The 13906-nt window shown below is 48.9% G+C and carries 16 protein-coding genes; 2 read left to right on the forward strand and 14 right to left on the reverse strand.

Features of this window, described 5'->3' with window-relative positions; all coding sequences use genetic code 11:
- Nucleotides 1–7: 7 nt before the first annotated feature.
- The 10 genes from FD28_RS01155 to FD28_RS01200 form a co-directional block, all read right to left on the reverse strand.
- Nucleotides 8–829 (reverse strand): aldo/keto reductase, encoded by an 822-nt coding sequence (locus FD28_RS01155; RefSeq protein WP_057731767.1) that lies wholly within the window; start codon nt 827–829, stop codon nt 8–10.
- A 359-nt stretch (nt 830–1188) separates the two neighbouring features.
- The gene (locus tag FD28_RS01160) at nt 1189–2082 is read right to left on the reverse strand and encodes a LysR family transcriptional regulator (protein WP_057731769.1); all 894 of its coding nucleotides are present in this window, start codon (nt 2080–2082) and stop codon (nt 1189–1191) included.
- A gap of 384 nt (nt 2083–2466) precedes the next feature.
- Nucleotides 2467–3273, reverse strand: coding sequence for a DNA repair protein RecO (gene recO / locus FD28_RS01165; RefSeq protein ID WP_057731771.1), 807 nt, complete (start codon nt 3271–3273; stop codon nt 2467–2469).
- A gap of 18 nt (nt 3274–3291) precedes the next feature.
- Nucleotides 3292–4197 carry a GTPase Era gene (gene era / locus FD28_RS01170; protein ID WP_020088523.1) on the reverse strand — a complete coding sequence of 302 codons (906 nt, stop codon included), beginning with the start codon at nt 4195–4197 and terminating at the stop codon, nt 3292–3294.
- Nucleotides 4198–4209: 12 nt separating this feature from the next.
- Nucleotides 4210–4611: a diacylglycerol kinase family protein gene (locus tag FD28_RS01175; protein ID WP_057731773.1), complete on the reverse strand. Its 402-nt coding sequence runs from the start codon at nt 4609–4611 to the stop codon at nt 4210–4212.
- Nucleotides 4589–5077 (reverse strand): rRNA maturation RNase YbeY, encoded by a 489-nt coding sequence (gene ybeY, locus FD28_RS01180; protein WP_057731775.1) that lies wholly within the window; start codon nt 5075–5077, stop codon nt 4589–4591. Before ybeY ends, FD28_RS01175 begins: the two co-directional genes overlap by 23 nt.
- Nucleotides 5077–6063: a PhoH family protein gene (locus tag FD28_RS01185; protein ID WP_057731777.1), complete on the reverse strand. Its 987-nt coding sequence runs from the start codon at nt 6061–6063 to the stop codon at nt 5077–5079. The genes ybeY and FD28_RS01185 overlap by 1 nt, the downstream gene beginning before the upstream one ends.
- 161 nt (nt 6064–6224) lie before the next feature.
- Complete coding sequence (locus FD28_RS01190) at nt 6225–6698, reverse strand: GNAT family N-acetyltransferase (RefSeq protein WP_057731779.1); 474 nt, start codon at nt 6696–6698, stop codon at nt 6225–6227.
- Between the two features lie 60 nt (nt 6699–6758).
- Complete coding sequence (locus FD28_RS01195) at nt 6759–7205, reverse strand: GatB/YqeY domain-containing protein (protein ID WP_057731780.1); 447 nt, start codon at nt 7203–7205, stop codon at nt 6759–6761.
- 43 nt (nt 7206–7248) lie between these two features.
- Complete coding sequence (locus tag FD28_RS01200) at nt 7249–7614, reverse strand: winged helix-turn-helix transcriptional regulator (protein ID WP_057731782.1); 366 nt, start codon at nt 7612–7614, stop codon at nt 7249–7251.
- Between the two features lie 242 nt (nt 7615–7856).
- Between FD28_RS01200 and FD28_RS01205 the strand changes: the two genes are divergently transcribed.
- On the forward strand, nt 7857–8879 hold the full coding sequence (locus tag FD28_RS01205; protein WP_057731930.1) for a zinc-binding alcohol dehydrogenase family protein: 1023 nt from the start codon (nt 7857–7859) through the stop codon (nt 8877–8879).
- Nucleotides 8880–9020: 141 nt separating this feature from the next.
- Here the strand turns inward: FD28_RS01205 and FD28_RS01210 are convergent, their stop codons facing one another.
- Nucleotides 9021–10115 carry an NAD(P)-dependent alcohol dehydrogenase gene (locus FD28_RS01210; RefSeq protein ID WP_057731784.1) on the reverse strand — a complete coding sequence of 365 codons (1095 nt, stop codon included), beginning with the start codon at nt 10113–10115 and terminating at the stop codon, nt 9021–9023.
- A 276-nt stretch (nt 10116–10391) separates the two neighbouring features.
- Nucleotides 10392–10580, reverse strand: a complete 189-nt coding sequence (gene rpsU, locus FD28_RS01215; protein WP_011667518.1) for a 30S ribosomal protein S21 — start codon at nt 10578–10580, stop codon at nt 10392–10394.
- 193 nt (nt 10581–10773) lie between these two features.
- Here rpsU and FD28_RS01220 point away from each other — a divergent pair, with 193 nt between their 5' ends.
- Nucleotides 10774–11601 carry a pyruvate, water dikinase regulatory protein gene (locus tag FD28_RS01220; protein ID WP_057731785.1) on the forward strand — a complete coding sequence of 276 codons (828 nt, stop codon included), beginning with the start codon at nt 10774–10776 and terminating at the stop codon, nt 11599–11601.
- 143 nt (nt 11602–11744) lie between these two features.
- Here the strand turns inward: FD28_RS01220 and FD28_RS01225 are convergent, their stop codons facing one another.
- Together FD28_RS01225 and FD28_RS01230 are read right to left on the reverse strand one after the other, a co-directional pair.
- Nucleotides 11745–12674 carry a deoxyribonuclease IV gene (locus FD28_RS01225; protein WP_057731787.1) on the reverse strand — a complete coding sequence of 310 codons (930 nt, stop codon included), beginning with the start codon at nt 12672–12674 and terminating at the stop codon, nt 11745–11747.
- Nucleotides 12674–13897, reverse strand: coding sequence for a CDP-glycerol glycerophosphotransferase family protein (locus FD28_RS01230; protein WP_057731788.1), 1224 nt, complete (start codon nt 13895–13897; stop codon nt 12674–12676). The genes FD28_RS01225 and FD28_RS01230 overlap by 1 nt, the downstream gene beginning before the upstream one ends.
- Between the last annotated feature and the right edge of the window lie 9 nt (nt 13898–13906).

Consider the following 13906-nt stretch of genomic DNA (forward strand, 5'->3'; position numbering starts at 1 on the left):
CCTCTGATTAATACGCACTTTCACGCATGGTTTGCGGCCAATCTTTGATCGACTGATGCCGATCCAGCCGCTTCAAATTAGCTACTTCACTAGTAGTTAGCTTAAAACTTAAACTGTCAAAATTTGAAGCCACATGGACTGGATTCAATGATTTGGGAATAGTGACTATGTCTTGTTGGGTCAGAAACCGCAACAAAATCTGAGCGGCAGAGACCTGGTACTTCTCGGATAAGATTTGGACTTCCGGCTCTGCCATCATTTCACGCCCAAAGTTCTCACCCAGTGGCGCCCATGATTCATGAACAATATTGTAGTCCTGCAAGTACGGGCGCATCTTTGCCTGTTGCCAATATAAATGGGTTTCAATTTGATCAAGTGCAGGGACGATATTAACATTTTCAATCAATTTGTCGAGCTGCTTTGAATTGAAATTGCTAACGCCGATTGCCCGAGTCTTACCTGCTTTTAAGGCATCGATTAAAGCACGATAAGTTTCCAAACTATTAGCGGTCGGCCAGTGAATAATCATAAGATCAAAATAATCACTGTCTAAGCGTTTCAGGGAAGCGTCGATGCCTTGAATCGTTTCCGAATACCCATCGGTTTGCGTTTTTGACGTAATGAACACTTCATCTCGATTAAGACCGCTGCGTTTGATGGCTTCACCGACACCTTGTTCAGTCCCATAAACTTGGGCAGTATCAATGCTACGATAGCCTACTTTCAAGGCTTCCGTGACATTTGCAGTCGTTTGCTCTGGTGGGGTTTGAAAAGTCCCATATCCAAGGACAGGCATTTTGACGCCATTGTTTAACGTGACAAATTCCATTCTAAATTCCTCCTGTTTTCGTTTCCTTGAATCAAATTAATGCTCAGTTGATATAACCATCACTGACCACATCGTATCATTCCGAAAATTGGCTCACTTATGTCCAGTATTCCTTTCAGTCATCACTTCTACGACGTGTAGTATTATCATAAATCGTTATGACGAAATAAACGAATACTTCTTAGGCCAAGAAGTTATGCCCTAAAGGCATGGATAGCAAACGAGAGTGCGCTATAATACGAGGCGGTTAGTTTGCGAGCGTTAACGCGAAAAACTGCCTTAGGTGCCACGTTTCAACACCATAATGGCCAAAATAAAAACAGCTTTTTCAAAAAACTACTGAAAAAACTGTTTTTGAGTTATGCCTCAGATTCTTCGTTGAACTTTTTGAATCGTTTAATCAACTCTGATGCGATTGGTGTTAAGACCTTATTTTTGCGCCACGCTAGTACACAATTTGTCTCCAACATTGGTGCTAGCGGCACAAAGGTCAATCGACTTTGGTCCAATGTCCGTGTCACTCCTACCACAGTTAAAGTAACCCCCACATGATGCAAGACAAATGGCAATGTATTAAAAATTAAGTTATATTCACCAACAATACTCAATTCCAAATTTGGATGATCGAACCAATCATTTAACATGCTATGCACATCTTGGCGTTGGGAAATGATTAAAGGCAAATCAATCAAGTCATCTGGTGTAATCGTCGCATGTTCAGATAAAGGCGAGTCTTTGGCCACCAACAATCCCCATTGTTCTTGCCGCGGCAAGCGCAAGGAAAAATAGCGTTTCGTATCAATTGGCTCCAGCATCAAAGCAAGATCTATCAATCCCTTTTCAAGTTGTTCTTTTATCAAGTCGCCCGCACCAGTAGTGATTGAAAAGTGGACTTGTGGATAGTCTTGAATCAGTGATTCGATTGCCTGTGCCATGGTGTCAGTATTATCCGCCTCAACACAGCCAATCGTCACTTTACCGCTGTATAGTTGATTACGTTGATCGATGAAGGTCTGCTCAGTTTGACGCGTTAAGGTCAAAATTTCCTCCGCACGACTGCGTAGATAAATGCCAGCACTAGTCAATTCTAAACGATTATGATGACGTGTAAATAGTGGTGTTTGTAATTCGGTTTCAAGATCTTTGATCTGTCGACTTAAAGTTGGCTGGGTAATATGTAAAATCTCCGCTGCTCCTGAAATCGTACCAACATTGGCAATCGTCCAAAAGTATTGTAACACACGAATTTCCATAACTACTCCTTTCATCTGCTAACCAAAACATGACTGCTCAAATTATAGTAGTATTTGAAGGCTATTAGTTTGTGATTCGATTTTTGTGTATCAGATTGAAGTATCAATCGGCGTATTGGTCCATTACAAGCGTATGCAATTGACCCGTTCGTCGTGCCGAAATGTTCACGTGAATTTAAGTATCAACGTGAACATTTCGGCGCAAAGTGGGCAATCTTCATTGGCTTCAAATCGAGCCGGAGGTGCTGGGTAAGACTAATTTCAACCCCGTAACACCATACTATTCTTGGATTGATGCCAGTTTTCGAACTTTCAACTTTTACTTAACCAAGAATTCTAGTTAAAACGCGAACCCGCCCCAAAAGCAAGTTCGCGTTTTTTATTTTAAGATTTAGGTGCTGTCTCATCGTCCGGTGGTGTCATCAATCGGGCCGACCAAGACTGCATCTGGTCCAAGAACCGCTTGCTCTTGGGATGCACCCCAATCTGACTGTCATAGATTTCATCCATCAATTGCCGCAGGGCATGTTCCGTCTGGGGCTTCACGTTAATCGTGTGGAGCTTGTCCAAGTCGAGCACGGAAAATTGCCGCAAATAGTAGATTGTCCGCTGACTCAGGTGCAAGCGCCGCGGATCCATCTGCCAATGCTGCTGGCACAACAGGCCCCCATAACTTTCCGAGTAGTCAAACGGCAGATCGTTGCGGCCACAAACCGCACAGCCCTGAAGCTGCGGGGCCACCCCGAAGGCCGGCATCAGCTGAATCTCCATGATGTTGGTCACGATACTGGCGTTCACACCATCGTCAATCAGGGTTAATGCCCGTTGCACCCGGTGATACCAGTCGGGTAGCGGCTGACTATCGGGAAACGCCGAATCCACCAGGCTCATGATATACGTGGCGTAGGCATTTTTAAAAATGTCCGCGCTAATATTCTGAAATTGATTGGTCTCACGCGCCGTGCGAATATAGGACAGGCCATCGTCGGCGATATCGCCCACATAACTGCCCACCGTAAACGGTAGAATATCCGCCACCATCTTGAAGCCCTTTTTCTTAGCGCCCCGCACCAGAAACATTTTCTTCCCAAATTCTTGCGTTAAGAACTTAATCAGGAAGTCACGTTCAGCGTAGTCGCGCCGAAACAGTAGGATGCCGTGAAAATCCGTCACATTACGTGCCACAGTCATCCCCACTTTCTCTTGTGATTAAAGATCATCCTTACGATAGCCGTAGCTCTTCAGCAACGTGGCCTTGTCACGCCAGTTGGGTTGCACCTTAACCCACAATTGCAGGTAAACTTTGCTCCCCAACAGGTGTTCAATGTCCCGTCGCGCCATCGTACCAATCTTCTTGAGCATACTACCGCCCTTGCCGATCATGATACCCTTTTGGGTGGGCCGTTCAACAATAATCGTGGCCTCGATGTGAACGTGATCCTCATCCTTTTGCTTCATACTTTCGATTTCAACCGCCACAGAGTGCGGCACTTCCTCACGCGTCAACATGAAGATCTTTTCGCGAATCAGTTCACTGACCACGAACCGTTCTGGGTGATCGGTCACCTGATCTTCGGGGTAGTACTGGGGACCGTTGGGCATCTCGTCAACCAAGTCACCCAGGAATTCATCCACGTTATTCCCCTCGAGAGCGGAAATGGGGTAAACGGCCTTCCATGGTAGCGCCGTCTTATACTGTTCCATAATGGCCAACAGGTCGTCCGGATGGATCTGATCAATCTTGTTAATCAGCAAGTAGACTGGGGCTTTAATCCCCTTCAAGCGGTCGATGATAAAGTTATCTCCGGCTCCCCGCTTCTCGGCCGCGTTAATCATGAACAGGACGGCATCGACTTCGTTCAACGCCGACATCGCAGATTGCACCATGTAATCGCCCAACTTACTCTTGGGCTTGTGGACCCCCGGTGTATCGATGAAGACGATCTGTGCCTCATCCGTCGTGTAGATCCCTTGAATCTTATTCCGCGTGGTTTGCGCGGTATCCGACATGATGGCAATCTTTTGGCCAATCACCCGGTTTAAAAACGTTGATTTCCCCACATTGGGCCGGCCAACGATGGCCACAAAACCTGACTTATAATTTGGATTATCCATATTTTCCTCCACTTAGAACCAACGACTCAACGCCGGTAACATCACGAGTGCGCCGACAATCACCGCAAAGATAGCAGCCAGTAAGACCCCACCGGCGGCAACATCCTTGGCACGTTTGGCGAGATCATGGTAGGTTGTCCCCACCACCAAATCGACGACTGCTTCCACGATGGTATTGAGCGTTTCTGCAATCAACACCAAAAAGATGGCGAGAACCAACCATAGCCACTCATTCAATGATAGCCGTAAAATGGCGCCGGCAATCACAGCTAATGAGCCGACCAGCAGGTGCTTTCTGAAATTTCGCTCATAGTGAAACAGTGCCCGCAGGCCATCCCACGCGTGACCCAACGACTGTACGAAAGCCCGGTTCTTACCGGTCTGCTTATTCTTATCGTTTGAGGCCATAGGCATCTAGAATGTCAGCCTGCAGCTTGAACATGACCTTCTCATCTTCTGGCTTCATGTGATCGTAACCATTCAGATGTAAGAACCCATGGACCACGAGAAAACCAAGTTCCCGTTCGTAGGAGTGGCCCAGATATTCTGCCTGTTCTTCAACCTTATCCATCGAAACAAAGATGTCCCCGATATTTTCTGGAATCTCGGCCGCCATTTCTTCATCCATGACCAATGGAAAATCATCGTCGGCCGTTTCGTCATCTTCAATCGCAAAACTGATGACATCGGTGGCCCGGTCAACCCCACGGTATTGCTTGTTAATCCGGTGGATGTCTTCATTATTCATCAGGGTCACGGACATTTCCGTATTTTCGGCCAATTCCAAATACTTGCCGGCGTATTCTAAAACGTCCTTAATCATGTCTACATGCTTGGCTGGTACGCCATCTTTAGTCTTATCGTAAATCTCTAGATCCATTAGTTATTAGCTCCATTTGGTTTAGTATCGTTGGCTTCATAGGCGTTAATGATGCTGGCCACGACTGGGTGCCGGACCACATCATCGGCATTAAAGGTCACAAAGTTAATGTGACTCACATTTTGCAAAATTCGTTGGGCCTGAATCAGCCCCGACTTGGCGTTGTGTGGCAAGTCGATCTGGGAAATATCCCCGTTGACAATCATCTTCGAGCCAAAGCCCAGACGTGTCAGGAACATCTTCATCTGCATATTGGTGGTGTTCTGTGCTTCGTCCAAAATGACAAAGGCCGATTCGAGGGTCCGCCCCCGCATGTAGGCCAGCGGCGCAATTTCAATAACGCCACGATCCATCAAGCGGGTCGTATGTTCTGCCCCTAAAATGGCATACAGCGCATCGTAGATCGGCCGCAAGTAAGGATCAACCTTTTCCTTCAAGTCCCCCGGCAAGAAGCCGAGGCTCTCTCCGGCTTCAACGGCTGGACGGGTAATGATGAGTTTTTCGACATCCCCGCGCTTCAACGCCGCCACGGCCATGACGACAGCCAGGAAGGTTTTCCCCGTCCCGGCCGGCCCGATACCAAAGGTAATGTCATTGTGCTTAATCGCATCAATGTATTGCCGTTGTCCAAAGTTTTTAACCCGAATAGCTCGACCCTTGGCGTCCTTGATGAGCGTTTCATTGTAAAAGTCTTTAAAGTAAGTCAGCGTCCCCTTACCCGCCATCTTCATGGCACTGATCACGTCAGCACTGTTGAGCTTAATGCCCTTAGCCAGTAGGTCACTCAAGTTTCTTAAAATAGCCAGCGTTTGGTCAACCGCATCCGCGGCACCGGAGACTTTGATTGAATTACCAAAGGGCTTGATTGTGACCTGAAGGCCCTCTTCAAGGATGGTGACAAACTGATCCTGTGCGCCCAATAAGGCGACTTCGTCTTCGGGTCGCGCCAGAATATATTCTTTTTCAATCGTTGTGTTTTCAGTCAAATACGGTGGCTCCTTTATTTTTAATTAGTGTCTGATAGTCAAATTTTAGCATACTGCCGGGGATTGTAAAAGGATTCCGCGCGAAAAGCCAATGGGATTCACTGGGAATAACCATAATTATCAATTATCGGCCGTCACCCTCTTTTTCCTCTAATTCAAGTCTAATATTGAGGGCGCTCAACCTTGCGTTCTAAAATGACTCTATCCCGTAGTTTCAAGCCATTTTCAAAGATATCTTGTGAATAGGTCTTAGTAAAATAATCTGGCTCCACGGTAATCATCCGATACCCACACTGTTGGTAAAGCTTCAGCTGCACCAGACTCGTTGATCCCGTCGCCACGCGCAGTGTCCGGTAGCCATGCTCAATGGCCCACTGACGGGCAAATTCCAGGAGGACCTTCGCAAAACCGTGGCGCTGACGATTGGGTGTTATTGCCAGGTTAGCGATCTCTAACACCTGCTGGGCGCGGGGGCGCAGAACCAAAACGCCCACCAAGCCCTGCGCATCCCTGGCCGCAAACGCCGTAGACAACGGTAAATACTGATCAATCAGCTGCTGACTGGGATCGGCCGTCAGTAGCAAGGCCTTCTGCGCCGGTGTCGGTCGCGTGATTTTTTGATAAACCAGTGTCATGTCAAATCCCCCTGTCGGTTAAAAAAATCACCACGGCTCGACCGTGATGATTCCCGTCAATTACTTGTTTAATTGTGCCTTAACCGTCTTGTTGACAATGGCACCATCGGCCTTGCCCTTAACTTGAGGCATCACAACGCCCATAACCTTACCAAAGTCACCCATGCCACTAGCAGACACCTTAGCGATGCTGTCAGCGACAATCTTGGTGATCTCGTCTTCGCTCATTTGCTTAGGCGCGTACTTTTCAACGATGGCAATTTCGGCCTTAACGCCTTCAACCAAGTCGTCCCGGTTACCCTTGGCGAATTCTTCCATGGATTCCTTACGTTGCTTCAATTCACGGGAGACAATCGTCAGTTCTTCATCAGGGGTTAAGTCATGACCCTGCTTGACCTTTTCGTTGGTCAAAGCGGTCTTCATCATCCGGATAACGTTCAGTGACAGCTTGTCGTGGGCCTTCATCGCCGTCTTTAAATCAGTGTTGAGTTGGGTTTCTAAACTCATTTCATTTCCTCCTAAAAAATCATGATTACTTATTAGTTTACACCTATTTAGCGGGAACGTCAGCCGAAGTTGCTTTGGCATGCGCTAAATTATAGCCCCGCCCCCACTGCTCCATGGCCGAAATCACCGGCCACAAAGACTGCCCAAACGGGGTCAACCGGTATTCCGTCTTGGGTGGGACCTGCGCGTAGATTTTCTTCTCCAGCAAGCCATCAGCCACGAGTTCTCGTAACTGCCGGGCCAACATTCTTGCGGAAATCGTGGGTAACCAGCGCTCAAAATCACTGTAGCGGCCGACCTGTTCCTGAAATAACCGGTACAGGATCACACTCTTCCATTTACCTGATACAAACTGCAGGGTACTTTCTACCGGACACCCCTCAGCGCAATCGTAAGCCCGTCGTTCCATCGCCCTCATCCTCCCCATGCCAATGTTACCAGTTTACGCTGAACCACCGAAAAAACCCACTACTTTGACTGTCCTTCAACCGGCTTTCCTGATTATTTCGGTTTTCGACCGTCTTTTCTGGTAAGAGTTACTTACAAAAGTGTTAGTGACTCCCCAAAAGTTCAGGATTGTTTTTCCCCTCGCGATGGGCTACGCTAGCCATGAGACCATCATTAAGGAAGGGAAGTTTTGCCATGTCAGATATGCGAGCCATTGGGTTTACACAACACTTACCCATTGAAGATAAAAACAGTTTTTTTGAATTTTTCGAGCCAAAACCAACGCCGACCGGTCACGACATTCTCGTTCAGGTTCAGGCCACTTCGGTCAACCCGGTTGATACCGGCGTCCGTCGCAGTACGGCGGGCGTGTTGCCCACACCTAAGGTCATCGGCTGGGATGCCTACGGGACTGTTACTGCCGTTGGTGATGCCGTCACGCTGTTTCAGCCGGGGGATCGTGTCTTTTACGCGGGCTCTTTCAAGCGTCCGGGAACGGACAGCGAATACCATCTCGTGGACGAACGCATCGTGGGTCACGCACCAACTCGACTCAAGCCGGCCGAGATTGCCGCCATGCCGCTGACCTCACTGACGGCCTGGGAAGCCCTCTTTGAGCAATTAGCCATTTCACCCAAAGATCCAGCCAGTAACGCAGGTAAAACCCTCTTGATCATCAACGGTGCTGGTGGCGTTGGTTCGGTCGCAACGCAACTGGCCCACCTGGCTGGACTCACCGTCATCGCGACCGCTTCTCGCCCTGAAACCATTGCCTGGACCAAGGCCCACGGCGCAGACGCCGTCGTCAATCACCGTAAGAATCTCGTTGATGAAGTCCACGCACTCGGCTACCCAACGGTCGACTACATCCTAGAGCTCAGCAACCTCAACCAACACTGGGCTGAAATCGTGGCACTAATCAAGCCTAGTGGTCACATTGTATCCATTACGGGTAACGATCACCCCTTAGACTTACGTGCCCTCAAGCAGAAACGGGCCACTTTTGCTTGGGAGTGGATGTACACCAAGTCTTTTTACGAAACCCCAGACATGTTGAGCCAACATGTCATTCTAGAAAAGATTCGTCAATTACTGGACGACGGTCAGCTTAAGTCCACCCTAACGAAGACCTTTTCACCAATTAATGCGGCCAATCTCCGTGCAGCCCATGCGTTGGTGGAAGCTAATCGCATGATCGGCAAGGTCGTCCTAACGAACGAAAACTAACTATTTCCACCTAATTTAATAGCCGTTTCCAACAATTCACTAGAAATAACAACGCGATTGTTGGAAACGGCTATTTTATTGCACCAAACGCTCAGTACTGCCCACTAAGAGACAGCTGAACTCACCGTCATGCGCAACCAGTTAGTCAAAGACCACAATTGGTTTGATAACTTTTCCACTGGCGGAATCTGCAAAGGCTTGATTGATGTCTTCAAACTTGTAGAGCTTCGTGAGTTTATCAAATGGGAAAAGCCCTTTTTGATAATATTTGACGATTTTAGGGATAAAGATCTGTGGAATGGCGTCCCCCTCAATGACACCGGCAATAGTCTTGCTTTCGGCCATGATGTCATCATTCACGTTAAACGTCACGTCACCAGCAATCCCGACTACCGCATCGATACCACGCGGCTTGATGGCATTGGCCGATGCCTTGATGCATGGTGCGGCGCCCGTTGTCTCCAGCGCAAAGTCGGTGCCGTTACCGGTAATTCGCTTAATCTCAGCCACCACATCAACGCCCGGCTTACTTTCGATAACGTCGGTTGCCCCCAATTCACGCGCCATGTTTAGCCGGTAGGGATTAGGCCGGTTCACCACGATGATGTGTGCCATGTTCAGCAGTTTGGCAGCCATAACGCCGGATAACCCAACCGCGCCGGCACCGAAGATGACAATTGAATCGCCAAATTTAGGCTGGAAGTATTGGAGCACTGTGCCAGCACCCGTTTGAATGCCGCAACCCAAGGGGCCGAGCAATTTAAGATCCGCAGCCTCGTCAACCTTAACCACACCACGTTCAGAAACGACCGAATACGTACTGAATGACGATTGTCCAAAGAAGTTTGAGACTGTCTCACCGTCTTGCGTGATGGCAGCGGAACCATCTTTTCGCCGCCCACCAAAATTAATTTGGTTCATCTTATCACATTCTGCAGGATGACCGGACAAACAGCTTTCACAGACACCACATGAATTGAACGATAAAACCACATGGTCGCCTGGCTTGACGGTTGATACAGCTGCGCCTACCTCCTGTACAATCCCAGAGCCTTCGTGCCCCAGTACAACCGGATACCCCGCCATACCGGCATCACGACCCACGGCATCCGTATGACAGACACCACTAGCCACCATTTTCACGAGAACTTCATCGATTTCTAAATCTGCCAGTTGTGCTTTTTCAATGGTCAACGGTTCACCCGATTTGCGCGCCATCGCTACTGTAATATTCATTAAATTTCCCTCCATCGCTTGATCACTATTTAACAAACATATTTATTTTATACTATAATTCATAAAATTCAACAGGTATTTATATAAGTCCGATCAGGGGGCCTATTTTATGGGACTGTGCGCCTCACTAATTCAGTGGTTCTCCGGTAGTCGCTCAACTTTTACCAAGATGATCACGGTAGCCTTGGCCAATCTCTGAATAACCCTCTTTTTAAGCGACAAAAAAACCGCCAACCATAAGGTCAGCGGTTTTCTTAGTTAAATTGCAAAAAGAGCTTAGAAACGCTTCTTCTTAGCTTTACGCTTACGCGCAGCTTCTGATTTTAACTTTTTCTTCACACTTGGTTTTTCGTAAAATTCACGCTTACGGTATTCTTGTAAAGTACCGCTACGGGAAACCGTACGTTTGAAGCGCCGAAGAGCGTCGTCAAAAGACTCGTTTTTGCGAACGACTGTCTTTGCCATATAAAATTCCCTCCCTCCGAGCACAAGTAATAACGCCGGTTAGCTTTTTACCACCGGCGTAACGGTTCTTAACTATTATACATAATCATCCAAACGGCGTCAATAACGCAAGGCAATAAAATTTGAACCGTTTTATCGGAGGGGGTAAACTAGGGGTAATTACCAAGAAAATACGTCAGAGGAGTTGCTCGCCATGCCGCAGATTACGATCTTTATTATTTCCGATTCTTCCGGGGAAACGGCGCTGACCGTGGCCCAGACAGCCGTCTCTCAGTTTCCCACCGTACAAGCCAGCTACCAACGCTTTCCCTTTATTCAAACCGATTCCATTCTCGATGGTATCCTAAATCTGGCCAAGAAACAGCGGGCTATGATCTTTCACACCCTGGTCAACGCAACCCTGAGTAAAAAAGTCAGAGAATTTGCGACCGCCAATCAGCTGCAACAGTTCGACTGCATTCAGCCCGCTATGACCGTGATGCGTGATGCAACCGGTTTGACGCCCGAGGGGGTTCCCGGGCTGGTGCACAATCTAAATGACACCTACTTCGATCGTATTGCTGCAATGGAGTTTGCGGTGACCTATGATGACGGGAAGGACCCGACTGGCCTGCTCAAGGCCGACATCGTCATTCTCGGCGTCTCTCGGACCTCTAAGACGCCCCTCTCACTCTTCCTAGCCAACCGGAACTTGCGGGTCGCCAACCTGCCGTTAGGACCCACCACGCAGCTCCCAGATGAATTATGGCAAGTCGACCCCAAACGAATCTTTGGTCTGACCAACAAGCCGGAGTCCTTGCGCAAAATTCGTCAGGAACGCATGATTTCTTACGGTCTGCCAGCCGACAGTGCTTACTCCGACACCAAAAAGATCAGTGAAGAACTCGATTACGCGCAAAAGATTTATAAAAAGATCGGTTGCCTCGTCATTGACGTCTCGAACAAGTCAATCGAGGAAACCGCCACGCTCATTATGGAAAGCGTGGACTACGATCTGATTCCGCATTCCTTAACCGATTAAGGACAATTTGATCAGCCACCATTACCCTCATAAAAGGACCCACCGTCTCAGCAATTACTGAAGCGGTGGGCCCTTTTACGTTTAATTCAATTCATTCTGGCATCATCCAACAGTCCTGCCGAAAACCAGGTTGGACGGTCTACTTAACGCGTCAGGTAGGCATCAACCGGCTCGTCAGCCAAGACATCGGCTTCCAAATCCGGATTGAACCGTTGGTGCTTAAGCATGGCGACTTCATAACCATGCGGGTTAACGCCGTGCTTCCGGTCCGGCCCCATCACGGGTGTTTCCATAATTTTGGGCACCGCCGTTAATTGCGGATGATGGGCCACGCCGTTCAGGACGTCAAAGCCCAGCGTTCCCAGCCCAATATTTGTGTGACGATCTTTGTGGCTCCCCTGAGGATTCTTGGAATCATTCAAGTGAATGACCTTAATCTTATCCACGCCAATGACGTGATCAAATTCATTCAGAACCCCATCAAAGTCCGTGGCAATCGCGTAACCGGCATCACTGGTGTGACAGGTATCAAAGCAGACCGACAGTCGATCGTTTGCCGCCGTCGCGTCCATAATCGCCGCAAGTTCTTCAAAGGTGCGACCGACTTCGGTCCCCTTGCCCGCCATCGTCTCTAAGGCAATCTGGACGGGTGCATCGGCCGCTGCTAAGATTTCGTCCAAGCCCTTGGCAATCTGGGCAATGGCTGCGTCCGGACCGGCACCCACGTGCGCGCCGGGATGCAAGACAATCTGTGTCGCCCCAAGTGCCGCCGCCCGTTTAACCTCATTGGTCAGAAAATCCACGGCAAAGGCGTAGTTCTGCGGTTTTGTCGTATTGCCGAGATTAACCACGTAGGGCGCATGAATCACCACAGCGCGTTGGTTGTGGTCCGCCATGAACTGCCGACCAGCCGGAATATTCAGCTCGTCAATCGGCTTACGACGGGTGTTCTGCGGCGCGCCGGTATAAATCATGAAGACGTTCTCGCCGTAATGAGCAGCCTCTTTTGCCGACCCCAGCAACATGTCCTTGCCCTTCATACTAACATGCGATCCAATTAAGAATTCAGCCATTACAAGTCATCCTTTCCACTAATGATCAGACTGGCCACCTTTTGGCTAGCCGTACCATCCTCCCAGTCACAAAACTTCTGATAGAAGGCCGCCTGTTGCGCCTGATAGGCTGGAAAACTGCCTTCCCGTTGCCATTCATCGAGCTGCTGATAAAAGGCGGTAGCCGTTGTCACCAACGGCCCCGGAATTTCCTTTTGATAGTCAAAGTAGAAGCCTCGCAACTGATCGCGATAGTGCGCCAGGTCATAAGCAAAGAACAACTGTGGCCGTTTTAAATTGGCAAAGTCAAACATCACGGAGGAATAATCCGTAATCAGTAAATCCGTGATGAGATAAAGTTCCGCAATATCGGTATCCGCTAGCACCGTCACCCGGTCCTCAAAACCCCGAATGTCGACGGCGTCCTTGACCAGATAGTGTGGCCGAATAATCAGGTGCGTGCCTGCGGGAACATGCTGAAAGAACGCACCCAAATCAAAGGGTAAATCGAAACGATACACGCCCGGGCGTACCGCCATGTCATCCCGCCAGGTTGGCGCATAGGTGACGACTGGCCCGGTCACCCTTCCCAAAAGCTGCTGCCGTAGTGCGGCCACCTTATCCGGCTGATTGTCGGTGTAAAGCACATCATTACGGGGATAACCAATCGTCAAGAAGTGGCCGCGATAGCCAAAGGCCCGTTTAAAAATATCCCGCGAGTATTGGTTCGGCGCAATCAGGTAATCCCAACGCGACGACGCCGTCACAAACTGTTGGTGGTAATCCGCCGTACTGGTCCCGGGAATCGCCACGTGCTGAATGTCCGCACCCAATTTTTTTAAAGGCGTTCCGTGCCACGTCTGAATGGTACGGGTATGACGATTGGAGCGCCACCAATTAGGCAGTCGCGAGTTAAGGACCCAGTATTGGGCCCGTGCCATTAACCACACCCATTTCGGCGTGAACCGCTTGATCAATTGGACCTCCGGATACTGCCGTTTTAAAGCCGCGTATTCCCGTGGTTTCACGCTGAAGTACGCCGTCTCACGGTAACGTGGATCTGCCGCCACCAATGCCCGGTAGATTGCCGCCGGGTTATCATTAACATCCTTGCCATTAAAACTTTCAAACATCACTAGTCGCCGTTTAACAGGTAAACAAATAAGCCCATCGTTCAGCACGATGAGCCCATAGCGAGCAACTAGCTTCAGTGACTGCGTGATTTTTTGTAAACCGTTCGCCATCTGAGGTTG

Source organism: Levilactobacillus hammesii DSM 16381, from assembly GCF_001434395.1.
Classification (GTDB): Bacteria; Bacillota; Bacilli; order Lactobacillales; family Lactobacillaceae; genus Levilactobacillus; species Levilactobacillus hammesii.